This is a genomic window from Allostigmatella hybrida (assembly GCF_020103775.1).
In the GTDB taxonomy this organism is placed as follows: Bacteria; Myxococcota; Myxococcia; order Myxococcales; family Myxococcaceae; genus Hyalangium; species Hyalangium aurantiaca.
Map to the genome: position 1 here is coordinate 114,771 of NZ_JAHXBH010000011.1, position 24,701 is coordinate 139,471.

The following is a 24,701-nucleotide window of genomic DNA, read 5'->3' on the forward strand; positions in this document are numbered from 1 at the left end:
AGTTACGCTGAATTTTCAATGGTCACGCGCCTTTCCGGCATGCTGATGTAGGCGCCAGTGCTCCCGGGCGCGGTGCAAGCACCCCCGGGTACAAGCTTCTTTTTTCCGTCCAAACAGAAAAGCTTGAATCCCACTGAACGTTGTGTTTATTTAAGAAGCATGAATGCCAGACCTATCCAGCTAAGCGAGCATTTCCGGGACAAGCGCTGGTCCACCTCGAGTTGGAGAACGAAGGCGGCAGCGCAACAGCCCGTGTACGACAACCTGGTGGACCTCGAAGGGGTCCTTGAGCGGTTGCGTCAAATGCCTGCCCTGGTGCGAAGCACCGAGTGTGTCACGCTGCGTCAGCAGCTGGCCGAGGTGGCCAACGGCTGGGGCTTCTTGATTCACGCCGGGGACTGCGCGGAGCGCTTCACGGACATCCACCGCCAGGAGCTGACGCGCAAGGTGCGGGCCATGGGGCAGATGGGCCTGCTCATCCAGCACGCCACGCAGCAGCCGGTGGTGCAGGTGGCGCGCATGGCGGGCCAGTTCGCCAAGCCCCGCTCCCAGGGCATGGAGACGGTCAACGGCGTGCAGCTGCCCGTGTACCGCGGCGACATCGTCAATGACGTGACGGCCCACGCGGACGCGCGGCGCTCGGATCCGCAGCGCCTGCTCCAGGCCTACCTCTACTCCGCCGCGGTGATGAACCAGGTGCGCGCCCTGAGCGGCGAGAGCCTGATGTCGCTGGGCCTGAGCGAGGACGCCTGGCACCTGTCGCGGCTGGGCGAGCTGACGCAGGAGGAGCGCAGCTACCGCCATGTGGTGCAGCAGCTCACCACCATCCTCAAGTCGGCCCCGGACGGGGCCTACGACGCCATCAACCTCTACGTGTCCCACGAGGGGCTGCACCTGGCGTACGAGGAGGCGCTCACGGGCACCGGTGACGACCACCACCCGTACAACCTGAGCACCCACTACCTGTGGCTGGGCGAGCGCACGCGGCAGCTGGACGGCGCGCACGTGGAGTACTTCCGCGGCATCCACAACCCCATCGGGGTGAAGATCGGCCCCAGCTGCAAGCCCGAGGAGCTCCAGGCGCTCATCACCCAGCTCAACCCCAACAACGAGCCGGGCCGGCTGACGCTCATCACCCGCTTTGGCAAGGACCGCATCGCCCAGAGCCTGCCTGCCCTCATCGGCGCCGTGCAGGAGATGGACGCGCGGGTCATCTGGAGCTGCGACCCGATGCACGGCAACGGCATCGTCAGCAGCCAGGGCATCAAGACGCGCCGCTTCCAGGACATCCTCTCCGAGGTCCGCTCCGCCTTCGACATCCACGACGCCGCGGGCAGCCGCCTGGGCGGGCTGCACCTGGAGTGCACGGGCTCGGACGTCACCGAGTGCCTGGGCGGCTCCGCGGACATCCAGGAGGCCACGCTGTCCGAGAACTACACCTCCGCGTGCGACCCTCGCCTGAATGCCTCCCAGTCGCTCGAGCTGGTGTTCATGATCAGCGACTGCCTGCAGCGCCAGGCGCTCCGGGGCGCCTACCAGAAGACCGGCGAGATGCGGGAAATCGGCTGAAGCGGCCGTTGACCGCCTGGCAATGGGCATAGGAGGCTTCGGCCTCCCCACAGTGCAATGTTTGACGAGGTAGGACGCACATGACCGCGACCGCGAAGGACCACTGGCACCCCGTACTCGACAGCCAGGTGCTCAAGGACAAGCCGGTAGGGGTAAAGGTGTGGAACTCGGAGATCGTCCTGTTCCGCACCGCCGGCGGCAAGGTGTCCGCGCTGGAGGACCGCTGCCCGCACCGCTCCATGCGGCTGAGCAAGGGCTGGGTCGAGAACGACAAGATCGTCTGCCCCTACCACCTGTGGAAGTACGACGGCGAGGGCAAGGGCCAGAGCCCCTGCAACCCGCAGATGAAGCCCCGCGTGCAGCGCTATGACGTGACCGAGCGCTACGGCGCCGTCTGGGTCAAGCCCGCGGAGTCCAACGCGCAGATGCCCGAGATGGAAGTCGAGGGCTACCACTACGTGGGCCTGGACACGGGCATCATGTACGCGCCCTTCGAGCTGGTGGTCGACAACTTCATCGAAATCGAGCACAGCCCCACCAACCACGGCGTCTTCGCGTTCGACGCGCAGGGCATCACCCAGGTGGTGCCGAAGGTGGAGACCGTGGGTGACAGCATCCACGTCATCTACGAGGGAGACCAGCGGAACATCCCCTGGTACTCGCCCACGCAGTACTTCATGCCGCAGAACACCCGGCTGATCATCGACTTCATGGCCCACTTCCGGCCCGTGCACTTCATCTACAACATGAAGTGGATGGACCCGAAGACCCAGGAGCTGAAGCCGCACCGGATCCGCGAGTTCGCCTTCCTCACGCCGGTGAGCGAGGAGGAGACGCACATCCACCTGTTCTTCTTCTCCACGCTGAACCTCTTCAGCCCCCAGGCGTTCTCGCCGCTGCGCAAGCTCATCTCCAGCCGCTTCCTGAAGATGGCGCACGACGAGTTCAACCTCGACAAGAACATCGTCGAGGAGGTGGCCCGGACCGACAAGCGCACGGACCTCAAGGGGCTGCAGCTGGGCAAGTTCGACCGGGTGCTGCGCGAGACGCGCCGCCTCATCTCCTCCGCCTACCACCAGGGCCCCCTGGAGCAGCAGGCTCCGCCCGAGCCCGTGCAGCTGAAGGCCACGGGCACCACCGGCGCCCAGGACTGATGCCGCGGCACACGTGAGCAAACCGGGCCGCAACGCGCCCTGCCCCTGTGGCAGCGGCAAGAAGTACAAGGTGTGCCACGCCGCGGAGGATCGCGCCCGCGCCGCCGCGCCCCCCGCGCCGGCCCATCCGCTGGCCGCCGATCTCCGGGCGGCCATGGACCTGTTGGGGGACACGGATGTCTCCCGGCTGTCCGGCGCGCTCGAGCACCTGGGCACCCTGCTCTCCCAGGGGGGGCCCACCCCCGGCCTGCGCTTCGATGCGGCCGCGTTCGACGCCCACGTCTCGCAGCAGCTGCCCACCCTCTCCGAGGCCATCGAGCAGAGCCCGGCGAAGGCCCGGCGGGAGCTGCTCGTGGGCACCGTGCGCCAGCTCGGCACCCGCGCCTTCCTCCAGGGCTTCCGCGAGGCCGTGCTCCAGCGCGCCGGGGAGCCCGGCCGCTCCGCGCAGGACCGGCAGGCGCTGTGCGTGGGCGCGCTGCTGGCCTCGGCCCAGGGCAAGAAGGGCAAGTTCCAGCCCGAGGACATCCCCGTCCTGGACGTCGTCTTCGACGTGCAGTTCCGCGAGTGGTGCGCCCACCACCAGGAGATGGCCAGCCAGTTCGAGGCGCTGGCCCGCTTCGCGGAGGAGGACCTGTCCGCCGAGGCGCGCGAGGCGCTGCGCAAGGCCCAGGCGGGGGATGTGGACGCCCTGCTCCAGCACGTCCAGTCGGACCCTCAGCTCGTCGAGCGCATCACCCGCGAGGGCCGGGAGCGCTCCGCGCGCGTCGAGGCGCGGCTGCGCGAGCCCGCCACCCCCTCGCTCTTCGCGCCCGAGGAGGAGCTGTGGTTCACCTGCGTCCTCTGGGAGCCGCTGCGCGCGGTGAAGGCGGCCTCCCTCGATGCGGCCACCCGCCGCGCCGCCGTGGAGAACCTCATCCGCGCGGTGAAGGGGGCGCTCGACGCGGAGCTGCTGGAGGGCATGCTCGCGCGCCTGCGCGCGAAGGCCGCGGACCCCACCCTCGACGAGGCCACGCGCGCGGGCTTCACCGACGCGGCCATCGCCGTGGAGGCGGAGCCCTCGCGCATGGTGATGGCCGCGCTCTTCACCGCGAACCAGGAGGCGCAGGGCCGCTCCGCCGAGGAGATGGTGCTGCTGGCGGACCTCAAGGCCAAGCCGGTGTGGACCGCGGAGGACCTGGAGCCCTACCTCCAGTTCCTGGAGGCCTCGGGGCCTGCCCCGGCCGCGCAGCGCATCCGCCGCTGCCAGGCGTGGCTGCGAGAGCACCCACTCTCGCTCGCCCCCGAGAGCGTCTGAGCCCTAGCCCTGGGCGGCCACGGGGGCGGGGGCGGACAGCACCTCGCGCTCGTAGAGCTCGGGCAGGAAGAACTCGAAGTTGCCCACCTCTTCGATGTTGTGCTTGAGCCAAGCGTAGCCCATCTCCTCGGTGAAGATGAACGGCCGCAACAGCGGCTGGAAGATGAGCATGCCGAAGGTGTTCTCCGCGCCCACCTGCATCCGGGAGCGGTAGAGCGTGCCCTCCGGGTGCGGCTCGAACCAGTGCTCCAGCCGGAACACCTCGGTGCCCAGCTTGCGCAGCACCAGCCGGATGCCCGTCTCGTCCAGCTTCTCGACGTGCTCGATGCTGTCGATGAGCCAGTCCATGTTGGCGTTGAAGGCCTCGACGATGTGGAACTCGGAGCCCTGGCCGATGGAGCCATCCGGGGCGGGCGCCGTCAGCGCCCAGTGGATGTGGTCAATCGGGTGCCACACGCGGTACCGGGAGTACGTCTTCCCCTGGTAGACCATGTCGCCGCCGATGTTCCGGAACCACCAGTCCAGCATCTTGGGCGTCACGCCCTTGATGGGGTCATGCTCGATGGTCAGCTCGAAGCTGTCATTGGGCAGCAGGTGAAAATTCGTCCGTGCGCTCTCGGGCGGCTTCATCTTCCACTGGAAGTCCACGGGCTCGGGCAGGGTCCATGTCGTCATGAGATGTCCTTTGCTCTACAAGAGCCTCCCGGGCAATTCCAGTGCCTTGGACTTTCAGAGGAAGGGCCGTGACAGCTCGTCGATGCGGCGCAGCTCGTCCTGGGTGAGGGTGAACCCCAGCGCGCCCGTGTTCTCCTCGGCGTGGTGACGCTGGGTGGCGCCCGGAATGGCCACCACCGTGTCCCCGTGGAAGTGGACGAGCCAGTTCAGGGCCACCTGTGAGGCCGTCACGCCGTGGGCGGTGGCGATTTCCCGCAGCGCGTCGATGAGGGGGCGGCTGCGCGCGAGCCCGCTGGGGCGGTACTTCGGCATGAAGCGGCGCGGGCCCACCCGGCTGCGCACGAGCGCGGGATCATCGTGGAACTTGCCCGACAGCAGCCCCTGCGCGAGCGGCGAGTAGGCGATGACGGTGATGCCCAGCGCCTTGGCGGCGGCGAGCACCCCGTTCGACTCGATGCGCCGGTCGAGCAGGCTGTACTGCATCTGGTTGGAAACGAGCGGAATGCCCCGCTGGGCGAGCGCGGCATGCATGGCGCGCATCTTCCGCGCGGAGAAGTTGCTCACCCCCACCGTGCGAATCTTGCCCTCCTGGACCAGCTTCGCCATCGCCTCGGCCTGCGCCCCCACCGAGGCGAACGCCCAGGCGTGGTGAATCTGGTGCAGGTCGATGGCGTAGGGGCTGAGCGCGGACATCCGGGCGCCGATGGTGTTGCCGATGCTGCCGGCGCCCCGCAGCGTGGGCCACCACTTGGTGGCGATGCGCACCTCGCCGGGCTTCTTGCCCAGGCTCGCGAGCGCCGCGGCGAGTGCCTTCTCGGACCGGCCGTGGCCATACACCTCGGCGGTGTCGAACCAGTTGATGCCCCCGCGCAGCGACGTCTCGACGATGTCCTTCACCGTCCCGGTGGGCAGGGCCTCCCAGAAGCCGCCCACCATGCCCGCGCCTTCGGAGAACTGCCAGCACCCCAACCCGAGGGGGGAAATTTCGATGTCCGAGCGTCCCAACCGTCGCAGCGTCATGCCCTCACCCTTGCCAAGGCCCGCTCACACGCGCAAGTCGCCGTCGTGGATTTCCTGGCCCGACAGCAGCTTGGCCGTGCGCTGGAGCCGCTCCGTTCCCACCTTCATCAGGGCGCCCCGGATGCCGGGCAGCCCGAGGATGAGCCGCTCGAAGGCGGCCCGGTCCAGCCGCAGCACCACGCTCGCGGCGTTGGCCCGCACCGTGGCCGTCACGGGCTTGCCCAGGAGCAGGGAAATCTCTCCGAAGACGGAGCCCTCCCGCAGCTCCGGGTAGGCCTTCTCCTGCCCATCCGGCTTCACGTGGTAGGGCGTGCAGCGCCCGCGCAAGAGCAGGTAGAAGGCCTCGCCCTCCTGCCCCTGCTTCAGGAGCACCTCGCCCTCCGCGGCCGCCTTGAGCGTGAACTCCCGCACCACCGCCTGCTTCTGCTCGGGCTTCAGCAGGGAGAACGCCGGGTTGCTGCGCAGCAGGTTGTCCACCATGCGCTCCCGGTAGAAGGCCTGCACCACCGGCCCCACCACCGGGTGCTTGCGCACCAGCGCCTCGAGCTTCGCCCGCGTGAACTCCAGCAGCACCACGGGGGAGGCAGCCACCACGCTCGCCAGCCGGGGCCCCTCGGAAATCAGTGCCAGCTCGCCGAAGAAGGCCCCCTCGGAGAGCGTGCCCACCTGGCGCTGCGCCCCGTCCTGGAAGTGGCGCACCACCTCCAGCGTGCCCTCCACCACGGCGAACATCGAGGCGCCCGGCTCGCCCTCCTTCACCACGGGCTGCCGGGCCGGGCAGGTGCGCACCTCCATGGCCTCCAGCACCGCCGCGAAGGGCTCCTGTCCGAGCTGCGAGAAGAGCGGCACCACCGGCATGCCCTCCGAGGGCCCGGCCCCTTCCGGCAGCAGCTCGAACTCGGCCATAGCCTTCAGGGACGCCGGGCGGCGCGCCCCGGGCTTCACCCGCCAGCCGTAGCGCTCCGCCAGCGACCGCTGCGTCCGGGTGTGCCCTGGCTCCAGCGCCAGCAGCGCCTTGCAGGCCACGATGGCGCGCAGCAACTGCCCGCCCCGCGCCCACGCCAGCGCCGCCTCTTCGTAGGCGGCCACGGCCTGCGCCTTGCGGCCGAGCCGTGCCAGGAGCGCGGCGACCTGCTGGCGGCCCTCCCCATCCCCGGGCGCCGCGGCCACCAGCTTCTCGTACTCGGCGAGCGCCGCCTCCAGGTGGTCCAGCGCGATGAAGCGCGCCCCGCGCTGGCGATGCTGCTGGAGCGTGTCCGTCGTCATCCCCCGCTCCTGCGCCTCACGTGCTGAGCGCGCGCACGCGCGCCGCGAGGTTCCGGGTGAAGAGCCGGTAGATGCGCAGCGCCGCCCCGTCGTGCGTGTCCAGGTAGTGCTGGAAGCCCGCCCGGGTGATGCGCAGCGCCCGCACCGCCGTGCGCGCGCGCACCTGCGCCGAGGTGAGGCCATCCTGGATGAGGGAGATTTCGCCCAGGTACGCCCCGGGCCCCAGGGTGTTGAGCCGCTTGGCGTCCTGCTCCGGGCCGCTGAACACGTCCACCGTGCCCTCCAGCAGCACGAAGAGGCCCGAGCCCTGCGTGCCCTTCTCCAGCACCGTGGCCCCCTCGGGGATGAGCACCTGCTGCGCCACCCGGTACAGGTCCTTCATGTCGTCGAGCGACAGCTCGCCGAAGATGGGAATGGCCTTCAGGTAGCCATAGCCACTGGTGGCCGAGGCCGGGCGGGCCACCTGCGGCACCGAGGAGGGCTGGGGGCTGGAGCCCGGCAGGCGCGCGAGCACCTCGTTGGCCTCCGTGTCCCGGCCCACCCGCTTGAGCAGCCGCGCCTGCTCGGCGAGCACCGCGGGATCCGAGCGCGCATCCTCCGAGCCCCGCAGGGTGTCCACCAGCAGCGCCAGCGCCCGCCGCGTCTGCCCTTCGTGGTCCAGCAGGGTGCAGATGCGCAGCACGGAGTCCAGGTGCCGCGAGTCATCCACCGGCACGCCGCACAGCGCCTCCACCTCGGCGTGCACGTTGCCCAGCTCGCGGTACACCCCCGCGGCCTCCAGCGGCCGGCCCAGGCGCGCCAGGCACTGCGCCATGGACTCGCGCGCCCCCAGGCCCCGGTACAGCTCCAGCGCCCGCTCCAGGGCCCCGCCCCGCTCCAGCGCCTCGGCGGCCCGGGCAATGTCCCCCGAGCGCAGGTAGGCCTCCGCGGCCTCCACCTGGTTGCCGCCCTGCTCATATAAGGATGCGGCCTCCGCCTCCGAGCCGCTGCCTTGCAGCAGCCGCGCCGCGCCGTTGAAGTCCCGCGCCCGCCGCAGCACCTCCACCAGCCCCTTGCGCTCCTCGACCGAGGCGGCCATGGCCTCGCGCAGCAGCCGCTCGCGCTGGGCGGCGCTCAGGTCCTCATAGAGCTGCACGGCCGTGTCCACCTCGCCCCGCATGGCGAGCCACTGGACCACCTGGTAGGCGCTTCCACCGGCCATGCCCACCCCCGACCCATTCTCCAAGATGTCGACCTCCGCCACGGAATGCGCCATGTCGAGTCCCTCGCTGTCCTGAACGGTCGGAGGCCATCTGACCCACACACCTACATCGGCCAACAGGGCAGCAAGCTAGCACAGCCCTTCGCGCGCGGAAGGACATGGCACGGCCCGCGGCCGGCTCAGGACGGGGGCGCGAAGAGGAGGAAGTACTGGTGGGGAAGAAAGCCGTGTGAGGCCGTTTGCCTGTAGCCGGCGGCTTCCAGTTCCTCGCGCACCTGCTCCGGCGCCAACTTGTGCGCGTCCGGCGGGCCCACGGGATGGCCTTTGCGATAGTCGACGATGGCCAGGCGCCCCCGCGGCGTGAGCGAGGCCCGGAGCTTGCGGAAGTACGCCACCCGGTCCTCGATGTGATGGTAGGTGTCCACCACCAGCACCAGGTCCACCGGCTCGGGCAGCTTCGCGTCCCCGGGCTCGCCGAGCACCGGGATGAGGTGGGCCAGCCCCTCGCGCTGGGCCCGCTCGCCCAGGTAGCGCGCCATGTCCGGCTCGATGTCCACGCCGAACACGCGCCCCTGCGGCACGGCCTTCGCCAGCCGCACGGCGAAGTAGCCGGTGGCCGAGCCGAGATCCGCCACCTTCGCATCCGGGGGCAGCGCGAGCGCGGCGATGACCTCGTCCGGCTTCTGCCACGCCTCCCGCTCCGGGTCCTCGAAGCGCCCGGCCCACACCTCCGCCTTCTCGAAGCGGTGGGGCATGCCGCCGGCGTGGGGCTCCCCGGCGGGAGCATGGGCACAGGCGCCCGCGGCGAGCATCATCAGCACAGGGACGGCACGCGGGACGGGGAAGGCTTTCGGCATGGACTCCTCCTGAAGGGACGGGCGGCCATTCTCGGGGTATCCTCGCGGCGGGTCGAGGCAGTCGTTGGTGGGGGCCTTCCGCGATGAAGACACGCTTGTCCTGGGTGGGACTGCTGGTGCTCCCGGCACTCTCCGCCTGGGCACACCTGGGATTGCCGGAGACCTCCAACGTCACCCTGCGCCGGGAGCACCCGGAGCACATGCTCGTCGGGGCCTCGTTCGGCGCCGTCATCTCGCTCGACAGCGGGCAGTCGTGGCGGTGGATCTGCCCCGAGGGCATGGAGATTGGCGCCTGGCGGCCGGAGCGCTACTTCTGGCTGAAGGGCGGCGACATCCTGGCCGCGACGGGCGGCGCCCTGGTCCGCTCGAGGGATAACGGCTGCACCTGGGCCATCGAGCCCTTCTTCAAGGAGACCTGGGTCACGGGCCTCGCCGTGCACCCCACGGACGAGCACCAGATGTTCGTCTCCACGGGAAGGCCCACCACCGGCAACAGCCTCTACCGCTCCGAGGATGGGGGCGCGAGCTGGACGCCCCTGCTGCCGCCCAGCCCGGACATCCGCTACTCCGCCATCCACCAGGCCCCCGCCCAGCCCCGCCGCCTCTACGCCTCCGGCCAGCAGGGCCAGGAGATGTTCCTGTCGCGCAGCGACGACGGAGGGCAGACGTGGACCCGGCTGCCGCAGCCCTTTTCCCAGCTCGTGCGCCCCTACAACCTCATCCTGATGCGCGTGAACGAGGCGTCCCCGGACCGGCTCTGGGTGCAGGTGTCCGCGCAGGGCCTCACCCACATCTTCGAGAGCCAGGATGGGGGCGCCACGCTGACGCCACTGATGGAGCTCCCCGACGTGCTCGTGGGCGTGGAGGCCTCGGCGGACGGCGACACCGTGTGGGCCGCGACCCCCGTCTACCTCTACCGCGCGCGGCAGGGCGAGCCCACCGCCCTCCTGCCCCGCCCCGAGGGCAATGCCTGCGCCACGCGGGTGGGGGACACGCTGTACGCGTGCGGCTCGAGCTGGGTGCACACCTGGGCCCTGGCGCGCAGCCAGGACGAGGGCAACACGTGGGAGCCCCTCTTCGGACTCTCCACCCTTCAGGGCGCGCACCAGTGCGCCGAGGGGACGCCGGTCCAGCGGACCTGTCCGCAGCGCTGGCCCCAGCTTGCCGAGCTGTTCGGCGCGCCCGTTCCCCCGCCCCCCGAGCCTCCGCCCACGGACGCGGGCCTCCCCGAGCCTCTGCCCGAGACACCGTCCAAGAAGGGGTGCGGCGCCGCGGCCGGGCCCGCCCTCGTTCCGCTGGTGCTGCTGACCCTCGCCGCGCTCCGGCCCCGCCGGCGGCGCACTTCCTGGAGCCCCTGACCATGACGATGAAAGTTCGCGTTCTGTGGAGTGCCTGCGCGTCGCTGCTGCTGCTCACTTCCGCCTGCGGCGAGGACAGCCAGACCCCTGCGTGCGGTGAGCCGCTCTATGGCGGCTCCGCCACGGACGAGGCGTGGATGACGATGACGGATGCGGCGAAGAAGCCCAAGGACACCTCGCAAGCGGTGACGGTGGACGCGCCCTCCGAGGGACAGACCTTCGCCGCCGATGCGGCCCCGCCCCGCTTCACCTGGACCCCGCCCATCTCCTCCCGGGCGGTGCCCCCCTCGCCGGTCCGCCACGCTCAGGCCCATCCCCGCCGCACGCCGGGGCCGCTCGCGTGGCTGGGCAACCTGCTGATTCCCACCGCCGAGGCGCACCTGCCGCCCTACACCGGCTACATCTATTGGGTGCAGGTGACGATGCCGGGCAGCCAGTGCCCCGTGAACGTGCTCACCTCGGAGCTGGCCTGGCAGGTGGACGCCGGCTCCTGGAAGACGATGGGCACGGCGGCCGGGAAGGACCTCTCGCTCCAGGTGACGAGCGCCTACCTCCTGGAGAACCGCATCATGGAAGGCCCCTTCCGCCAGGAGACGCCCCGGACGTTCCGCCGGGAGGCCGCCACCCCATGAGCCGCCTCCACCGCGCAGGGCTGCTCCTCGCCTCGCTCGCGCTGGGCGCCTGCCAGCAGGACGACGGCTCGGGGCCGCTGGTGATTCCCGAGCTGGACTACGGCACCGGCGCGCCCTGGCACCCGGCCACGCCCCTGCCGCCACCAGGGCCGCTGGGGCGCGCCCTCATCACCAACAGCAAGGAGGACACGCTCAGCCTTCTGGACCTGGACACCGTGGGCGAGGCGGACTGGGGCGAGCGGGCCCGCATCCCGGTGGGGCTCAACCCCGTGGAGCTGGAGGGGCCGCACCACGCCGCCGTCTCCCCGGACGGCGCCTTCTACTACGTGGGCATCTCCAACTACGTGGAGGGAGGCAGTGGCGAGGGGCCGCACGGCTCGCACGGCACCGGCACCGTGGATGGCTACAGCCTGAAGATGGATGCGCGCACCCACCGGCTCGTGGGCTCGGTGCGCGTGGACCGCAACCCCGGGGACCTCATCCTCGGCCCCGACGGCCGGACGCTGTACCAGACCCACTTCGACGTGCTGCGCATCTCCGAGGTGTTCCAGCGGGGCGGCACCGAGCAGGAGATGTCCGCGCGCCTGGCCATCGTCGACACCCAGACGATGAGCCGCCAGGCCATGGTGCCGGTGTGCCCCGCGCCCCACGCGGTCCGCCTCTCGCCGGAGGGCCGCCGTGCGTACATCGCCTGTTACTCGGACGAGGTGGCCGTGGTGGACCTGGTGTCCCCGGACCACCCCGTCACGCGGGTGAAGGTCGCCGCCAACGCGGGCTCCGCCATTGCCCCGAGACACGAGCCCTACGCGCTCACCGTCTCCCCCACCACGGGCGGGGTGTGGATCAGCTCCCTGCGGAGCCGCTCGGTGCAGTACCTGGATCCGGAGACGCTCACCGTGGACCCCTCGCGCACCGTCTACCTCGGCGGGCCGCCGCTGTTCGGCGCCTTCCGCGCGGACGGGAACCTCCTTTATATGCCCTACCAGCGGGAGGACGCGCTCGCGCTCGTGGACCCCGCCACAGGGACCGTGCTGCGCGAGATTCCCCTGGCCCCCAGCGGGTGCCTCAACGCCCACCAGGTGGAGCTGCTGCCCGGGGGCGAGCTCGGGCTCGTCGTCTGCGAGGGCGACCATGAGGGCCCCGGCACGCTGCACGTGGTGGACCTCCGGGAGGAGAAGGTGGTGAAGACGGTGGAGGTGGGCATCTTCCCGGACTCGGTGGCCCTCCTCCGGGGAACGCCATGAGGGGGGCTGCGCTGCTGATAGGGCTGCTGACCGTGGGCTGCGGCGAGTCCACCGAGCCGGCGGCGGACTTCGGCGAGGCGCTGTTCCAGGACGCCCGGCTCTCGGAGAGCCAGTACAACCGCTTCTCGTGCGCCACGTGCCACGCCACCACGCCCACGCCCCCGGCGGGACGGGTGCTGGCAGGCCACACCCTGCACAACGCCGCGTTCCGGCTGAGCTGGTGGGGCGGCTACGAGACCCAGCTCCTGGACGCGGTGAACTTCTGCTACGTGCACTTCATGCGCGGCGTGAGCCCGCTGACGCCCGAGGAGCCGAAGTCCCGGGCGCTCTACGAGTACCTCGTGCGCATCAGCCCGGACCCGTGGGCCCCCGCGCTGCCCTTCACCGTGGTGAAGGACATCCAGGAGGTGCCACGCGGCACGGTGAGCCGGGGCGCCGAGGTCTACCGCGCCGCCTGCCAGGACTGCCACGGCGAGCCCCACACCGGCCGGGGGCGCCTCACGGAGCTGGCCTCCGTGCTCCCCGAGGTGGTGCGGGACTACGACGCCCTGTTTCCGGGCGTGCCCAAGTCCCTCGTCGTCATCGAGAAGGTCCGCCACGGCCAGTTCTTCGGCGTGGGCGGCAACATGCCGCCTTACAGCCTGGAGGCCCTCTCGGACGAGGACCTGGGGGCGCTGCTTGCCTTCCTGGAGCTGTAGTGGGGGGCCGTGAACGCTCGCGGCCCCAGGGGCTGTGAAAGGGCGGTCATCCCGCTTAACCTGAAGCCCATGAGCTCGCCGCCGGGCACGCAGCTCACGCTCTTCGACGTGCCGGAACTCCCCCCGCTGGAGTCCCGGAAGCTGCCCTCGCGCGCCGAGTCCTTCCCTCAGGCAGCCCGGCTCGCCCGCCAGCTCTCGGAGCGGCTGGGCGCTCCGGTCCACCTCACGCTCACCGACAACCGCGCCACGTTGATCAGCTTCCGCCGCCACGCGCAGGCGGTGCGGCTGCGCGCCCACCACCTCTTCCTGGACGCGCCCGAGGCCGTGGTGCAGGCCATGGCGGACTTCGTGCGGGGCGATGCGGGCGCCCGCTACCGGCTGGAGGACCATGCCCGGCAGCACCAGACGCAGGTGCGGCGCACGCGCCAGCCCGGCGCCCCGCTGAAGGCGCGCGGCCGGTGCTTCGACCTGCGCGCCATCTACCAGCGCCTGAACACCACCTACTTCGACGGGCGTCTCCAGGCGGACATCGGCTGGGCCCGGCGCCCGGGCCAGAAGCGGCGGAAGACCATCCTGCTGGCGGGGTACGACGCCCGGCTGAGGGAGGTGCGCGTGCACCCGGCGTTGGATCAACCCCACGTGCCGGCCTTCGTGGTGGAGGCGGTGGTGTTCCACGCCATGCTGCACCAGCTGTTTCCCGCGGAAGCCGGGGGGGCGCACCCGCCGGAGTTCCACGAGCGCGAGCGGGCCTTCCCCCTGATGGAGGCCGCCCAACGGTGGCAGCGCGAGCACCTGCGCTCGCTGTTGAGGAGTTGAACCTCCGGGGGCCCCTGTACCCACGTCCCTTGGCGTCCCGGGGGCAGGCCAATGCATGCTGGGCGGGCATGCGCTACTTCGGCGTGGATGAGGCGAACAGGGTGGTGCCCCTGCTCACCCGGACCTTCGAGAAGGTCCGGCCATGGGTCTCGCGCGCGCAGGAGCTCTCCAAGGAGCTGGAGGCCTTGAAGAGCCAGGGCAAGCGCGATGCCTTCACGGAGACACTTCAGGAGCAGCACTCCCAGCTGCTCGAGCAGATCCGCACCGAGCTCCACCCCCTCCAGGAGATGGGCATCGAGGTGAAGACCGCCGATGGGCTGGTGGACTTCCATGCCCTGCTGGGCGGACGCACCGTCTACCTGTGCTGGCGCTACGGCGAGACGGCCGTGGGCCACTGGCACGAGCTGGACACGGGCTTCGCGGGGCGCCAGCGCATCGAGGACCCCGAGGCCTTCGCCCCCACCTACCTGAGCTGAGCGCGCCTCACGGGGTGCCGATGCCCTTGCGCAGGAGCCCCAGCTTGTTGCGCGCCGAAAGAATCTGCTGGCGCAGGGACTCGGCCTGCCGGCCCACGTCGGCGAAGTCCTGCGTCTCGGCCTGCTCGACGACGGCCCGGGCCTCCTCCGCCACCTGCCCCATGCGCTCCTGGAGCCCCTCCAGGGCCTGGTGCAGCGCGGCGTTGTGCTCCTCGCCCTGCGCCTGGGCGCGCTGCACGGCGAACTCCTGCATCCGCTGGTTGAGCTCCGCAGCGCTCTGGCCCAGGGCGCCGTAGCGCTCCAGCAGCGACTTGAACAGCTCGGCGCGCTCCTGCAGGTGCAGGGCGTGCGCGTTGACGGAGTCGGCCTCCTGCTGCTGGCGGTCGCGCGTCCTGGCCACCGCGGCCACCAGCGCGCTCACGCTCGCGTTGAGCACCCCATCCTGCTCGGCCACGTCCCGGAGCAGCTTGGAGGCGCGCTCCAGGCTCTTCTCCGAGTTCAACGGCGAGCGGCGGAACTGGTCCGACAGCGACTCGAAGCGGCGCAACTGGGCCTCCAGGGCTTCGGCGGCCGCGGTCAGCTCGGAGGAGGGCGGCTTGTCACGCTTGCTCATAGGGAAACGACCATGGCATGGCCCACGGGCCTTGCCACGCCCAGAAGCCGCCGCCGGCCCCCTTTCCGTTGCACGGTGGACGGCGCGGGCAAGGGGCCCGGCCCACCCCTCCGCGCCGCCTGGCTGCCCTCCACCCGGGCACAGGCCATGTGCTCGCGACGATGACACGGCGAGTCCAACTTACGGGACAGGGATTGGGGAGGAACCACATGGAATCGCATCTTTCAGTTCTGGTGACGGGGGCCACCGGCCAGCAGGGGGGCGCGGTGGCGCGCCATCTCCTGGAGCGCGGACACCGCGTCGTGGCCCTCACCCGGGATGCGGACTCGCCCGCCGCGAAGGCCCTGCACAAGCAGGGCGCGCAGCTGGTGATCGGCGACTTCGATGACCTGAACTCCTTGGAGCAGGCGGCCCGGGGCGTCACGTCCGTCTACGCCATGGCCACGCCCTTCGAGCGGGGGACCGAGACCGAGGTGCGCCACGGGGCCCACCTGGTGGACGCGGCCCGGCGCGCGGGGGTGAAGCACTTCGTCTACTCCTCGGTGGCCGGCGCGGACCGCCTCACCGGCGTGCCGCACTTCGACAGCAAGCACGAGGTGGAGCACTACCTGCGCCACTCGCGCGTGCCCTACACCATCCTGGGCCCCACCTTCTTCATGGAGAACTTCACGGGCCCGATGTTCCGCCACGGGCTGTCCTCCGGAATCCTGGGCCTGGGGCTGCCGCCCACCGTGGGCCTGCAGATGGTGAGCGTGCAGGACCTGGCCGCCTTCGCCACCCTGGTCCTCATGGACCCCGAGGAATTCACCGGCCAGCGCATCGAGATCGCCTCGGACGAGGTGACGGGCCAGCAGGCCACCGACCTGCTCTCGTACGCGAGCGGCCACCGGCTCCACTACCAGCAGCTGCCGCTCGGCTTCCTCCAGGAGGAGAGCGACGACATGGCCCGGATGTACGAGTGGCTGGGCCGGGTGGGCTACCACGCGGACATCCTCACCCTGCGCCACGCGTTTCCGGAGGTGGGGTGGCACACCTTCGAGGAGTGGGCCCGGGGCCAGGACTGGCGCTTCCTGTCCGAGGCGTCACCGTCCTACCTCGAAGAGTCCAGCGCTCCCCCCACCCACTGAGGCCAGCGCCGGACGCGTGAGGTGAGTATTCATTTCCCCAGGAGGAAGTGTCTCATGCGTGCGTGGTGGGGTGTCCTGACTTCAGTGGTGTTCGTGGGCTGCATTCCGAAGGCCCAACTTCGGCCCAGCCCCGAGGCCCAGGCGCTCGCGCAGGAGCCCGCCGCCGCCGTCACCGAGCAAGCGGGCATCCGGCTCGTGGCGGACGCGTCGGCGTGGAAGGGCCGTCCCGGCAACCTGGAGCGGCGGCTGACGCCGGTGGAGGTGCGGCTGGAGAACCGGGGGGAGCGCCCCCTGCGCATCCGCTACGAGCAGTTTGATCTGCTGGGCGGCTCGCGCTTCCAGTACACGGCGATGGCGCCCTCGAGCCTGAAGGACGATGGCAGCTCGCGGACCCGCTGCGTGGCCGCCATGGATCCGCTCTACTGGCACAACACGTGGGGCTGGCGTGGCCCGCTGGGCTGGCGGCGGCCCTGGGGCATGGGGCCCTTCTATGGCCCCTTCTACTCGCCGTACTACGCCCCCAGCGTCGCGTGCGAGGAGCCGCTGCCCACCCAGGACATGCTCAAGCAGGCCCTTCCGGAGGGCACGCTGGCGCCGGGCGGCAGCATCTCCGGGTTCCTGTACTTCCAGGGCATCACCGAGCGGGAGCGCCAGGTCACCCTGCAGGCGCGGCTCGTGGACGCGGAGACGGGGGAGAAGTTCGGCGAGCTGGGCATCCCCTTCGAGGTGCGCTGAGCCCGCGCGGAGGGCCGCCGGCCCTCAGTGCAGGTACATGATGGCGCGGGCAGACGGGCGGGGGGGCGGCCGGCCGATGAGCGGCTCCTCGTCCTTGATGCCCAGGCGCCGCCGGATGTCCGCGCCGCGGATGGAGTGCCCGAACAGGGCGGCCGTCACGCACACGTCCATCGCCCCGGAGACGAGGGAGCCGAGCCCGGCGAGCGCCAGCGCCGCGCCCTTGGGAGAGCCCGAGGCGAGGCCTCCCACCATCATTCCCGTGCCCGCGAGGATGCGGACCCAGCGTCCCGTGCGCGTCGCCATGAACCCGACCAGAAGCATGCGCTACCTCCCAGCGGGGAGGATGGGACCTGTCCGGAGCACCGGCCAGCGGTAACGCCCCGGCGCCGAGGCCTGGCTGCTTGCCCACCTCACGTGCCGAAATCGAGCCGCTGCACATCCTCGTCCCCCAGCGCCGCCTGGTAGATGTGCCAGGCGGCCGCCAGGTCCTGGAAGGGCAGGCCCACGCCCGCGAAGAGGGTGAGCTGCTCGGGCGAGGTGCGCCCGGGCCGCAGCCCCGCGATGATCTCCCCCAGCTCCGCGTGGATGGACTCCTCGGAGAGGCCCGCGCTGCCCAGGCCCCCGGACAGGGCCTGTCCCCGGTGGTCGCAGACAAAGGTGGTGCGCCGCACCAGCGCCGGCGCGAGCTCCACCTTGCCGGACTCCTCGGTGCTCAGCACGGTGACGTGCATGCCCGGCCGCAGCAGCTCGGGCTGAAGCGCGGACAGGCGGCTGGCATTCATCACCACGACGAGGTCCGCCTCCTCCACGGCCTCCTGCACGGAGCCCGCCATCCGGACCGGCAGGGACAGCTGCTGGTACATGCGCGAGGCGAACGCGGCGGCGAGCGTGACGTCCGGGTCGTACACGAACGCCTGGCGCAGGGTGCGCACCAGCCGCAGGGACTTGAGATGGAGCGCGGCCTGTGGGCCCGCGCCAAGGAACGCCACGCGGCTGGCCTCGGGCCGGGCGAGGACGTCCGCGGCCAGGGCGCCCAGCACGCCATCGCGCACATGGGTCAGGTGCGCCGAGTCCATGAGGGCCAGCAGCCCCCCGGAGGCGAGATCATGCAGCTGGAGCACGCTCTGGACGGAGGAGCCCGGAGGAGAGAACCGGGCCTGGACCTTCACGCTGTAGGCGGGCACGCCGGGAAGGCTCCCCGGGAAGAGCACGCTGGTGGAGCCTTCGGCGTGCAAGAGGGCCCGGGCCCACTGGGGGGCCACCGTGCGCGCGAGGGCATCCGTGCGGAACGCCTCCCGCAGGTCCGACAGCAGGGTGAGGGACTGGAGGTTGCGGACCACATCCGAATGGCGAAGCAGAAGAGTGCTCATCGGTCCTGCACCCTACCCGGGCGGCGGCGCGCTCAGGGGGCATTCGGCGAGAAGACCAGGGCCTGCAGGGCCGCGGCGAGCATCCGGGTGTTCAGCGCTAGATGCTCCAGGGAGATGAACTCATCCGGAGACTGGCCCCGGTGGGGCTCGCCGGGCAGCCGGGGACCAAAGTCCACCCCGCCGGGAAACAGCCGGGCATAGGTCTCTCCCCGGAAGGACACGGGCTTGACGCTCTCTCCCCTCCCGCGCTGGAGCTTGTAGACCTCCAGCAGCTTCGTGACGAGCGCCCCGGCGGGCTTCGCCACATGGGGCTCGCCCACGGAGCGCCCCGGGCCCTCCGTCACCCAGCCATCCGTCTCCTGGGTGATGAGCGCCACGGCATGGTCGAGCGCCGTGTGGAAGTCGTCGGTCCCCTCCTCGCTCCGGGGCCGGTGCATGTGCAGCGACAGGGACACCTTCCCGTCCTTCACCCGCAGCAGCGTGGGGGCGACGATGAGCGGCCCCATGAGCGTGTCCTGCCCGGCGATGCCCAGCCGCTCCCCGGAGTGGTCCCCATCCAGCCGGCGCACGGTGGTCCGCAGCACCTCCGTGAGCCCGTTCTCCGACAGGGGGAGCTGCCCGGCGATGGCCGCCAGATCCCAGAGCGCGTTGTGCCCGCGCTCGGGCGTGGCCGAGGGCGCCGCCCGCCCCCGGGCCGACAGGACGATGCGCGAGCCCGTGGCCACCCCTGGCACCCGCCGGAGCTTCGCCTCGGCGTCGAGCGTGGGCCGCTCCCGGCGGACCGCCTCCAGGGCCTTCTGGACGAGGGCCAGCCCCTGCTCGGAGGAGGTCCCCGCCGCGGGCACCAGCTCCAGCGAGGCGGACGCGGGCACCTCGGTGAGCGCCTCGCCAGCGGAGGCATCCACGGCCATCAGCCGCCCGGAGCTCGCCCCCTCCCGGGGGCGCAGGGAGGCCTCCAGGTTCAGCACGGCGAAGCCGGACTGGGCCACCACGACGGGATACTCCGCATCCAGGGAGATGACATGGGGGGGCAGGGGCTGGGTGCGGACGTACTGCTCCATCCCCTTCCAATCGCTCGTCCGGCCATTGCCGATGATGAGGAGCACCCGGCCCTTCCACGGCTTCAGGCCCATCTCCTGGGCCATGGCGAGCGCGACGAGCGCCGTGGCCAGCGGGCCCTTGCCGTCGCTGACGCCCCGGCCATAGAGCTTTCCGTCCATCACCTGGGGATCAAACGGCTCATGCCGCCACGCCCGGGGGGCCGCGGGGGCCACGTCCGCGTGGACGAGAAAGCCCAGGTGCGGCGCCCCCTCGCCCCAGGACAGCTCGAACACGTCCTGGTTGCCCACGGCCCGGAACGCGAAGCCATGGGCCTGGGCCCACTTCTTCAGGAAGCGCCCCAGGGCGGCGGTGCCGGGGCTCTTCGCGGGGGGCTGCTCGCGGCTCACCGTCTTGAAGCGGACGAGCTGCTGCGTCAAGGCCACCACGTCCTCCTGCCCACACGTGCCCACGTACTCGGCATACCGCTCGGAGAGGGGCCTGCCGGGCAAGGCTTCGGCGGAGAACGGCACGGCCCGCTTGGGGCCGGAGCGCTTGCAGTCGACCGGGGGCCTGTCCTTGGACTCCGCGAGCGCGAAGGTGGGCCAAAGCAAGAGGAGGGCGGACCAGAGGGGGGCGCGAAGCATGACGCCTGCACCGTACCCCATACCAAGAGGATGAAAACCGGCCTCCAGGTGGCTAACACTGGGGCATGTTCCTATCGACGAAGAAGCTGAAGATTCCCTCGCCCGCCGAGGCGCTTCCGGGCCGCGCCGAGCCGATGCCCGTCCCCGACAAGCACTTCGTGCTGGGCACGCCGCTGAAGGCGGTGCCCGCGGGCTTCCAGGTGGCGGTGTTCGGCCTGGGGTGCTTCTGGGGCGCGGAGAAGAAGTTCTGGCAGACGCCGGGCGTGTACAGCACGTCGGTGGGCTACGCGGCGGGCCCCACGCCCAACCCCACCTACCGCGAGGTGTGCTCGGGGATGACGGGCCACAACGAGGTGGTGCGCGTCGTGTTCGACCCGGCGAAGGTGAGCTACGAGACGCTGCTGCGCGTGTTCTGGGAGAACCATGATCCGACGCAGGGCATGCGCCAGGGCAACGACGTGGGCACCCAGTACCGCTCGGGCATCTACACCACGGACGAGGCCCAGCAGCGCGCGGCCGAGCAGAGCCGCGAGGCCTACCAGCAGGCGCTGAAGGCGTCGGGGTACGGGGACATCACCACGGAAGTCCTCCCGGCGCCGGAGTTCTACTTCGCCGAGGACTACCACCAGCAGTACCTGGCCAAGAACCCGGACGGGTACTGCGGGCTGGGCGGCACCGGGGTGAGCTGCCCCGTGGGCCTGGGCGCCTCGCGCGCCTAGACGGCCTTGCTCGCGGCCGGGGCGGGGGGCAGGGACGCTCCCGCCTGGGCCCGCTCCAGGTGGGGGCCGAGCTGGCCCACCGCCATCAACCCCAGCATCCGGAAGTCGGAGAGGAAGGACCAGAGGGGGTACTTGAAGGTGGCGGGCCGGTTCTTCTCGATGCCGAAGTGGCCCACCCAGGCGAGCCCATAGGCACACACCAGGGCGGCGGGAATGAGCGCGCCCCGGCCGGACCTCACGGCGACGGTGGCGATGCCCAGCCCCAGCGAGGTGCCCACGAAGTGCAGCCAGCGCGTGACAGGCTTCGAATGTTCGCGCAGATAGAACGGCCAGAACTCGGCGTAGGTGGCGATGCGCTCGGACATGGAAGCGTTCTCCCTCATGGTTGACTGGACCCCGAAGCCCAACCTCGCGGTGGACCTCAAACGCCTGTTCCTCTCGGCCGAAGAGGGCTTCGTGCTCTCGCGGCTGGATGGTGGCACGGCCGCCAGCCATCTGCCAGCGCTCACCGGGCTGCCGCCCGAGCGCCTTCAGGCCATCCTCCAGCGGCTGGTCGAGCAGGGCGCCCTCCAACCGCCTCCTTCAGAACAACGCGCCGCGGCGCCGCCCGCTTCCCCCCCGCCCTCCCAGGAGCCTCCCGAGGCCAGCGAGGCCCCGGAGGACGAGGAGCCCCTGGAAGCCCAGGCCAACCACCGGCAGCTCTTCGAGACGCGGCTCCACCCGCTGGACGAGAACACGCGCCAGGCCCGCGCCCATGCCGCGCAGGAGCCCGAGCTGTCCGCGTTCTGCTTCGACCCGGTGCCCGCCGTCATCAAGGCCGTGCTGGAGAACCCCCGGGTGGGCCTCGGGCACGCGCGCCTCATCGTGCGCCACCACCGCCATCCGGTGGGGCTGGAGGCGGTCTGCGCGAAGGCGGCCTTCGCGGCGGATGGCGGAGTGAGGCGCTGGCTGGTGCGCAACCCGCAGTTGCCCGGCGGGCTTTTCCGGCGCCTCTGGAGCACCCGGCGGCTGATGGAGCTGCACAAGGTGATGGTGGACCGGGACATCCCCGAGGGCACGCGCCGCACGGCGCGGGAGCTGCTGCGCCAGCGCTTCAACAGCGGCCCGTCCGAGGAGAAGGTGGAGTTGATTCTCCACACGGAGGGCCGCTGCCTGCTGGCCCTCTCGGGCCTGCCCGTGGACGGCAAGACGGCCTCGCTCCTGTGTGGGCGGCCCTACCGCTCCTCGCTGCTCATCCAGAACATCGCCCGGTGGGCCGCGGCTCCGCCCGCCTTGATTGCCCACCTGCTGAAGCAAGACGCGGTGAGGCAACAGCCGCAACTGCGCATGCTCCTGGCCCGGCACCCCCACGCCCCCACGGACGCACGCCAGAACGAGCGCTGAACGCGCGCCATTGCAAGTGCGGAGGTAACAAAGCCGCCCAGGTCCGTCTTTAGGGAGGCCGCCGGAACCCTCGGCTGATGCCGAGGCTGTTCACGGCGGCTCAACCCACGGCGCATGCCGTACCTGGAGACCCCCACCATGAAGACTCAGTTCATCGCCGCCCGCCTCGTCGCTGCCTTCCTCGCCCTGTCCGCCGTTGCCTGCGGGGGCGTGCAGGAGGAGTCCTCAGAGAGCATGGCCTCGCTCAGCGAGGTGCAGCAGCAGCTCACCGAGAAGGAGCGCCTGGACTACACGCAGGCGCAGCACCAGCAGCATCCCACCTACGTGCCCGGGGAGCCGACCTCCTATGGCTGCACCCCGGTTCCGAACCGCTGCTGCTCGAACACGATGTTCTGCTGCGTGTGGACCTCCGATACGGAGACCCCGAGCTGCGGCTACCAGATGTAATTGAGCCCAGGCGGTGCGGGAGGTTCCTGAGCCTTCAGGGGCCTCCCGCCGGGCTCACCTCCGGGAAACAACCTGGGCCCGGGAGTGGGACTCCAGGGGCATGCGCATGAGCACCTCCGCCCGGGCGAGCGCATCCGCGCCCCGGATATATGCGGGCCACTCCCGCTGCAGGGCGATGCTTCGGCGGTAATCCTGGTCGAGCTCCTCCAACAAGGACTCGCCGCGCGCCTTCAGCCAGTGGGCCGTCTCCGCATAAGCCGGTTCTCCCGAGGGCAGCAACACCTCCTCGGCAACACGGTCGATCAGCGCCAGGCGGTCCTTCCAAGGCCGCTCTGCCTGGCAGTCACGGAGCACGCCGGCAATCGCCGCGCCCTCTGGAGCGCTCATCGCCGCGAGGCGGGCGAAGGCCTCGCTCTGGCCCACCGCCGTGATGAAGTGGTTGTAATCAGCCAGCTTGATGATCCCCGTCCAGTACGCCTTCAAGTCGCGCTGCCGCCGCCGGACCTCATCGTGCGCATGGACGATCTTGTTGCAATGGTAGACGGCGGGCACGCCCAGCATCGTCCCCAGGATGTAGGTGTGGTAGTCGAACCCAATGCAGCGAGCGCCGATGAAGTTCGGAATCCTCCGGAAGAGGTCCTTCATCGCCAGGTTGCCGCACTCCGGATAGTAGGGCGTGATTTCGGGCGTCTCCGCGCCACTCTCGCAGGTAATCAGGAGCGGCCTCGGCCGGTACTCCTCGTTGCGGCCGCGATACTTGGCGTGGAGGTAGACCGGAATCTGCTGCGGCGGCACGCTCAACAGCTTCAGCAGCGCCGGCAGAGCCTGGGCGTGATGCGCCTCCAGGTCCATGAGGTCCAGGTTCCAGTGGCCAAGGTAATCGCTGCCCGCGATCTGGATCTCCTTGCGCATCGAGGCAGCCGGCAGGCGCTCGACTGTATCCGTCCCGGCCTGGGCCTGCTCCAGCGTCTTGCCCAGGAACCGCAGCTCGCCGAGGACCGGGTACAGCTCCGGCGAGAGCCCCTCCGTGGAGCAATCCGAGTCCCTCCGGTGAATGACACGCCGCCCATGCGCGGCCGCCAGCAGGTAGAGCAGGTTGAAGACCTTGCCGTAATCGCCCGTGTTGGGCTCCGGGTAGAGCAAGTCCCTCAGAACGCCGCGCTCCTGCCCCGTCACCCGCGCCAGCGCGTCGATCAACTGAAGCTGCTCACCGGAGGTGACATGCCGGATGGGCAAACCCGTCTCCCGGCGGAGCCGCGCCAGATCCCGGGCGTTGTGCCGGGAAATCTCCTCGGTGCTGTTGTCGAGGATGAACAGCTCCTCCGGATCCACGCCCGACGCCTGCATCAGGTGCATTTCACGAAGAATCGACCGGGCGGCTGAGTCCACCAGGCGATTCGTGGGGATGGCAAACATGTGCAGTCCTCTCCTCTGTCCCTTCGGCGGGCGGACAATGGACAGCCTGGACCGGCCCTGCGACCTTCGTCTGCCATGCCTGCTCAGTAAGCTTCACTTGCCTCCCACACTGAAGACAGCCGTGGGACACACACACCGGTGGAGGTCCGGGGGCTGCCGGGCCTCCAGGGGGCTCGTGTAGACTGTCCCTCCATGGAACGCATCCGCCCACCGCAGCCCCTTCCCGACCACACCTCCGAGGAGGGCGCCGCGCCCGTGGCACTCTCCTGGCTGCGGGAAAAGGTGAGCGCCCCAGGGGCGGAGCGGAAGGACGTGGATGAGCTGATCACGGGGCTGGAGCGCCCTCTCGCGGACGACGAATCCCCCCGGGAGCGGGCCGACTTCCTGCTGTCCCTGCTCAACTCCCGCCGCCTGTGCTCCATGAAGGGCCGCAAGGGCCGAAGCGTGCAGGCCGCCGCGGTGGGGGGCCTGATGGAGCTGGGCCACCCCTACGCCCTGGAGATTCCTCCCGAGGCCTTGGAGGCCCGGGGCCGGAAGTCCTCCACCTCGCCCGGCACGGAAGCGCGCGGTCTCTCGACGCTGGGCATCATCCTGTCCATGATCGGCAGCGTCCCCGGGCTCGTGTTCGGTCCCATCGGCCTCTTGATGGCGGTGCCCTGCGCGCTCGCGCTGTTTGGGGGAGCGGTCGAGTCCCGCGGACTGCACAAGGCGGGGGTGGTGCTGATGGGGCTGCTGAGCGCGGGCCTGTTCCTCCTCGGTGGCGGGCTGATCCTCGAAGATCTCCGGTCCCCCGGCGGCCTCTATGAAGGGCTGACCACGATGCTGGGCCTGTACGCGCTGGCCCCCGCCCCGTTCCTCGGCCTGGGCGCGTTCCTCCTCCGGAACCCGGGCTGGCGCCCCCAGGATGGGGCCTCCGAGGAAGACACGGCGGCCTGACGGAGTCCGC

General features: G+C 70.7%; 26 protein-coding genes. 15 read left to right on the forward strand and 11 right to left on the reverse strand.

What is annotated here, in order from left to right; genetic code table 11:
* Positions 1-159: 159 nt before the first annotated feature.
* The 3 genes from KY661_RS19230 (at position 160) to KY661_RS19240 (ending at position 4,017) form a co-directional block, all read left to right on the forward strand.
* Positions 160-1,569: a 3-deoxy-7-phosphoheptulonate synthase class II gene (locus KY661_RS19230; protein ID WP_225411583.1), complete on the forward strand. Its 1,410-nt coding sequence runs from the start codon at positions 160-162 to the stop codon at positions 1,567-1,569.
* 80 nt (positions 1,570-1,649) lie between these two features.
* Positions 1,650-2,723 carry a Rieske 2Fe-2S domain-containing protein gene (locus KY661_RS19235; RefSeq protein WP_225411584.1) on the forward strand — a complete coding sequence of 358 codons (1,074 nt, stop codon included), beginning with the start codon at positions 1,650-1,652 and terminating at the stop codon, positions 2,721-2,723.
* A gap of 13 nt (positions 2,724-2,736) precedes the next feature.
* Positions 2,737-4,017, forward strand: a complete 1,281-nt coding sequence (locus KY661_RS19240; protein WP_225411585.1) for a YecA family protein — start codon at positions 2,737-2,739, stop codon at positions 4,015-4,017.
* A gap of 3 nt (positions 4,018-4,020) precedes the next feature.
* On the opposite strand, the gene KY661_RS19245 is transcribed toward KY661_RS19240, so the two are convergent.
* From KY661_RS19245 to KY661_RS19265, 5 genes are all read right to left on the reverse strand, one after another.
* Positions 4,021-4,692, reverse strand: coding sequence for a DAPG hydrolase family protein (locus tag KY661_RS19245; RefSeq protein ID WP_225411586.1), 672 nt, complete (start codon positions 4,690-4,692; stop codon positions 4,021-4,023).
* A gap of 54 nt (positions 4,693-4,746) precedes the next feature.
* Positions 4,747-5,712 (reverse strand): aldo/keto reductase, encoded by a 966-nt coding sequence (locus KY661_RS19250; RefSeq protein ID WP_225411587.1) that lies wholly within the window; start codon positions 5,710-5,712, stop codon positions 4,747-4,749.
* Positions 5,713-5,736: 24 nt separating this feature from the next.
* Positions 5,737-6,978: a cyclic nucleotide-binding domain-containing protein gene (locus KY661_RS19255; protein ID WP_225411588.1), complete on the reverse strand. Its 1,242-nt coding sequence runs from the start codon at positions 6,976-6,978 to the stop codon at positions 5,737-5,739.
* Positions 6,979-6,994: 16 nt separating this feature from the next.
* Positions 6,995-8,233, reverse strand: a complete 1,239-nt coding sequence (locus KY661_RS19260; RefSeq protein WP_398577209.1) for a cyclic nucleotide-binding domain-containing protein — start codon at positions 8,231-8,233, stop codon at positions 6,995-6,997.
* A gap of 125 nt (positions 8,234-8,358) precedes the next feature.
* A complete protein-coding gene (locus tag KY661_RS19265) occupies positions 8,359-9,036 on the reverse strand; it encodes a class I SAM-dependent methyltransferase (protein WP_225411589.1) in 678 nt (225 codons plus the stop codon).
* Between the two features lie 83 nt (positions 9,037-9,119).
* Here KY661_RS19265 and KY661_RS19270 point away from each other — a divergent pair, with 83 nt between their 5' ends.
* The 6 genes from KY661_RS19270 to KY661_RS19295 all read left to right on the forward strand — a co-directional run bounded on the left by KY661_RS19270 (position 9,120) and on the right by KY661_RS19295 (position 14,260).
* Positions 9,120-10,394, forward strand: a complete 1,275-nt coding sequence (locus tag KY661_RS19270; protein WP_225411590.1) for a WD40/YVTN/BNR-like repeat-containing protein — start codon at positions 9,120-9,122, stop codon at positions 10,392-10,394.
* Positions 10,395-10,396: 2 nt separating this feature from the next.
* A complete protein-coding gene (locus tag KY661_RS19275) occupies positions 10,397-11,026 on the forward strand; it encodes a hypothetical protein (protein ID WP_225411591.1) in 630 nt (209 codons plus the stop codon).
* The gene (locus tag KY661_RS19280) at positions 11,023-12,270 is read left to right on the forward strand and encodes a YncE family protein (RefSeq protein ID WP_225411592.1); all 1,248 of its coding nucleotides are present in this window, start codon (positions 11,023-11,025) and stop codon (positions 12,268-12,270) included. The genes KY661_RS19275 and KY661_RS19280 overlap by 4 nt, the downstream gene beginning before the upstream one ends.
* Positions 12,267-12,968, forward strand: coding sequence for a c-type cytochrome (locus KY661_RS19285; RefSeq protein WP_225411593.1), 702 nt, complete (start codon positions 12,267-12,269; stop codon positions 12,966-12,968). The genes KY661_RS19280 and KY661_RS19285 overlap by 4 nt, the downstream gene beginning before the upstream one ends.
* A gap of 69 nt (positions 12,969-13,037) precedes the next feature.
* On the forward strand, positions 13,038-13,784 hold the full coding sequence (locus tag KY661_RS19290) for a hypothetical protein (RefSeq protein WP_225411594.1): 747 nt from the start codon (positions 13,038-13,040) through the stop codon (positions 13,782-13,784).
* A 68-nt stretch (positions 13,785-13,852) separates the two neighbouring features.
* Positions 13,853-14,260: a DUF2203 domain-containing protein gene (locus KY661_RS19295; RefSeq protein ID WP_225411595.1), complete on the forward strand. Its 408-nt coding sequence runs from the start codon at positions 13,853-13,855 to the stop codon at positions 14,258-14,260.
* 7 nt (positions 14,261-14,267) lie between these two features.
* On the opposite strand, the gene KY661_RS19300 is transcribed toward KY661_RS19295, so the two are convergent.
* Positions 14,268-14,873, reverse strand: coding sequence for a hypothetical protein (locus KY661_RS19300; RefSeq protein WP_225411596.1), 606 nt, complete (start codon positions 14,871-14,873; stop codon positions 14,268-14,270).
* Between the two features lie 209 nt (positions 14,874-15,082).
* Between KY661_RS19300 and KY661_RS19305 the strand changes: the two genes are divergently transcribed.
* On the forward strand, positions 15,083-16,000 hold the full coding sequence (locus KY661_RS19305; RefSeq protein WP_225411597.1) for an NmrA/HSCARG family protein: 918 nt from the start codon (positions 15,083-15,085) through the stop codon (positions 15,998-16,000).
* Between the two features lie 54 nt (positions 16,001-16,054).
* Positions 16,055-16,735: a hypothetical protein gene (locus KY661_RS19310; protein ID WP_225411598.1), complete on the forward strand. Its 681-nt coding sequence runs from the start codon at positions 16,055-16,057 to the stop codon at positions 16,733-16,735.
* A 24-nt stretch (positions 16,736-16,759) separates the two neighbouring features.
* Here KY661_RS19310 and KY661_RS19315 read toward each other — a convergent pair whose 3' ends face one another.
* The 3 genes from KY661_RS19315 to KY661_RS19325 all read right to left on the reverse strand — a co-directional run bounded on the left by KY661_RS19315 (position 16,760) and on the right by KY661_RS19325 (position 19,790).
* Positions 16,760-17,056 carry a YgaP-like transmembrane domain gene (locus tag KY661_RS19315; RefSeq protein WP_225411599.1) on the reverse strand — a complete coding sequence of 99 codons (297 nt, stop codon included), beginning with the start codon at positions 17,054-17,056 and terminating at the stop codon, positions 16,760-16,762.
* 89 nt (positions 17,057-17,145) lie between these two features.
* The gene (locus KY661_RS19320; protein WP_225411600.1) at positions 17,146-18,105 is read right to left on the reverse strand and encodes an ornithine cyclodeaminase family protein; all 960 of its coding nucleotides are present in this window, start codon (positions 18,103-18,105) and stop codon (positions 17,146-17,148) included.
* A 32-nt stretch (positions 18,106-18,137) separates the two neighbouring features.
* Positions 18,138-19,790: a M20/M25/M40 family metallo-hydrolase gene (locus KY661_RS19325; RefSeq protein WP_225411601.1), complete on the reverse strand. Its 1,653-nt coding sequence runs from the start codon at positions 19,788-19,790 to the stop codon at positions 18,138-18,140.
* A gap of 65 nt (positions 19,791-19,855) precedes the next feature.
* Here KY661_RS19325 and msrA point away from each other — a divergent pair, with 65 nt between their 5' ends.
* Positions 19,856-20,509 carry a peptide-methionine (S)-S-oxide reductase MsrA gene (msrA, locus tag KY661_RS19330; protein ID WP_225411602.1) on the forward strand — a complete coding sequence of 218 codons (654 nt, stop codon included), beginning with the start codon at positions 19,856-19,858 and terminating at the stop codon, positions 20,507-20,509.
* Here the strand turns inward: msrA and KY661_RS19335 are convergent.
* Entirely contained in the window at positions 20,506-20,874 is a 369-nt protein-coding gene (locus KY661_RS19335) for a DUF962 domain-containing protein (RefSeq protein WP_093520245.1), read from the reverse strand. The genes msrA and KY661_RS19335 overlap by 4 nt on opposite strands.
* Before the next feature lie 16 nt (positions 20,875-20,890).
* On the opposite strand from KY661_RS19335, the gene KY661_RS19340 reads away from it, so the two are divergent.
* On the forward strand, positions 20,891-21,892 hold the full coding sequence (locus tag KY661_RS19340) for a hypothetical protein (RefSeq protein WP_225411603.1): 1,002 nt from the start codon (positions 20,891-20,893) through the stop codon (positions 21,890-21,892).
* 138 nt (positions 21,893-22,030) lie between these two features.
* The gene (locus KY661_RS19345; RefSeq protein ID WP_225411604.1) at positions 22,031-22,339 is read left to right on the forward strand and encodes a hypothetical protein; all 309 of its coding nucleotides are present in this window, start codon (positions 22,031-22,033) and stop codon (positions 22,337-22,339) included.
* 54 nt (positions 22,340-22,393) lie between these two features.
* Here KY661_RS19345 and KY661_RS19350 read toward each other — a convergent pair whose 3' ends face one another.
* Complete coding sequence (locus KY661_RS19350; RefSeq protein WP_225411605.1) at positions 22,394-23,755, reverse strand: DUF6271 family protein; 1,362 nt, start codon at positions 23,753-23,755, stop codon at positions 22,394-22,396.
* 192 nt (positions 23,756-23,947) lie between these two features.
* Here KY661_RS19350 and KY661_RS19355 point away from each other — a divergent pair, with 192 nt between their 5' ends.
* Positions 23,948-24,691, forward strand: coding sequence for a hypothetical protein (locus KY661_RS19355; RefSeq protein ID WP_225411606.1), 744 nt, complete (start codon positions 23,948-23,950; stop codon positions 24,689-24,691).
* Positions 24,692-24,701 lie beyond the last annotated feature (10 nt).

Excerpts from the sequence above, each read along its gene's own strand:
- KY661_RS19230 (WP_225411583.1), top strand. The coding sequence starts at position 160 with ATGAATGCCAGACCTATCCAGCTAAGCGAGCATTTCCGGGACAAGCGC.
- KY661_RS19235 (WP_225411584.1), top strand. The coding sequence starts at position 1,650 with ATGACCGCGACCGCGAAGGACCACTGGCACCCCGTACTCGACAGCCAG.
- KY661_RS19245 (WP_225411586.1), bottom strand. The coding sequence starts at position 4,692 with ATGACGACATGGACCCTGCCCGAGCCCGTGGACTTCCAGTGGAAGATG.
- KY661_RS19250 (WP_225411587.1), bottom strand. The coding sequence starts at position 5,712 with ATGACGCTGCGACGGTTGGGACGCTCGGACATCGAAATTTCCCCCCTC.
- KY661_RS19255 (WP_225411588.1), bottom strand. The coding sequence starts at position 6,978 with ATGACGACGGACACGCTCCAGCAGCATCGCCAGCGCGGGGCGCGCTTC.
- KY661_RS19260 (WP_398577209.1), bottom strand. The coding sequence starts at position 8,233 with ATGGCGCATTCCGTGGCGGAGGTCGACATCTTGGAGAATGGGTCGGGG.
- KY661_RS19265 (WP_225411589.1), bottom strand. The coding sequence starts at position 9,036 with ATGCCGAAAGCCTTCCCCGTCCCGCGTGCCGTCCCTGTGCTGATGATG.
- KY661_RS19270 (WP_225411590.1), top strand. The coding sequence starts at position 9,120 with ATGAAGACACGCTTGTCCTGGGTGGGACTGCTGGTGCTCCCGGCACTC.
- KY661_RS19275 (WP_225411591.1), top strand. The coding sequence starts at position 10,397 with ATGACGATGAAAGTTCGCGTTCTGTGGAGTGCCTGCGCGTCGCTGCTG.
- KY661_RS19280 (WP_225411592.1), top strand. The coding sequence starts at position 11,023 with ATGAGCCGCCTCCACCGCGCAGGGCTGCTCCTCGCCTCGCTCGCGCTG.
- KY661_RS19285 (WP_225411593.1), top strand. The coding sequence starts at position 12,267 with ATGAGGGGGGCTGCGCTGCTGATAGGGCTGCTGACCGTGGGCTGCGGC.
- KY661_RS19290 (WP_225411594.1), top strand. The coding sequence starts at position 13,038 with ATGAGCTCGCCGCCGGGCACGCAGCTCACGCTCTTCGACGTGCCGGAA.
- KY661_RS19295 (WP_225411595.1), top strand. The coding sequence starts at position 13,853 with ATGCGCTACTTCGGCGTGGATGAGGCGAACAGGGTGGTGCCCCTGCTC.
- KY661_RS19300 (WP_225411596.1), bottom strand. The coding sequence starts at position 14,873 with ATGAGCAAGCGTGACAAGCCGCCCTCCTCCGAGCTGACCGCGGCCGCC.
- KY661_RS19305 (WP_225411597.1), top strand. The coding sequence starts at position 15,083 with ATGGAATCGCATCTTTCAGTTCTGGTGACGGGGGCCACCGGCCAGCAG.
- KY661_RS19310 (WP_225411598.1), top strand. The coding sequence starts at position 16,055 with ATGCGTGCGTGGTGGGGTGTCCTGACTTCAGTGGTGTTCGTGGGCTGC.
- KY661_RS19315 (WP_225411599.1), bottom strand. The coding sequence starts at position 17,056 with ATGCTTCTGGTCGGGTTCATGGCGACGCGCACGGGACGCTGGGTCCGC.
- KY661_RS19320 (WP_225411600.1), bottom strand. The coding sequence starts at position 18,105 with ATGAGCACTCTTCTGCTTCGCCATTCGGATGTGGTCCGCAACCTCCAG.
- KY661_RS19325 (WP_225411601.1), bottom strand. The coding sequence starts at position 19,790 with ATGCTTCGCGCCCCCCTCTGGTCCGCCCTCCTCTTGCTTTGGCCCACC.
- msrA (WP_225411602.1), top strand. The coding sequence starts at position 19,856 with ATGTTCCTATCGACGAAGAAGCTGAAGATTCCCTCGCCCGCCGAGGCG.
- KY661_RS19335 (WP_093520245.1), bottom strand. The coding sequence starts at position 20,874 with ATGTCCGAGCGCATCGCCACCTACGCCGAGTTCTGGCCGTTCTATCTG.
- KY661_RS19340 (WP_225411603.1), top strand. The coding sequence starts at position 20,891 with ATGGTTGACTGGACCCCGAAGCCCAACCTCGCGGTGGACCTCAAACGC.
- KY661_RS19345 (WP_225411604.1), top strand. The coding sequence starts at position 22,031 with ATGAAGACTCAGTTCATCGCCGCCCGCCTCGTCGCTGCCTTCCTCGCC.
- KY661_RS19350 (WP_225411605.1), bottom strand. The coding sequence starts at position 23,755 with ATGTTTGCCATCCCCACGAATCGCCTGGTGGACTCAGCCGCCCGGTCG.
- KY661_RS19355 (WP_225411606.1), top strand. The coding sequence starts at position 23,948 with ATGGAACGCATCCGCCCACCGCAGCCCCTTCCCGACCACACCTCCGAG.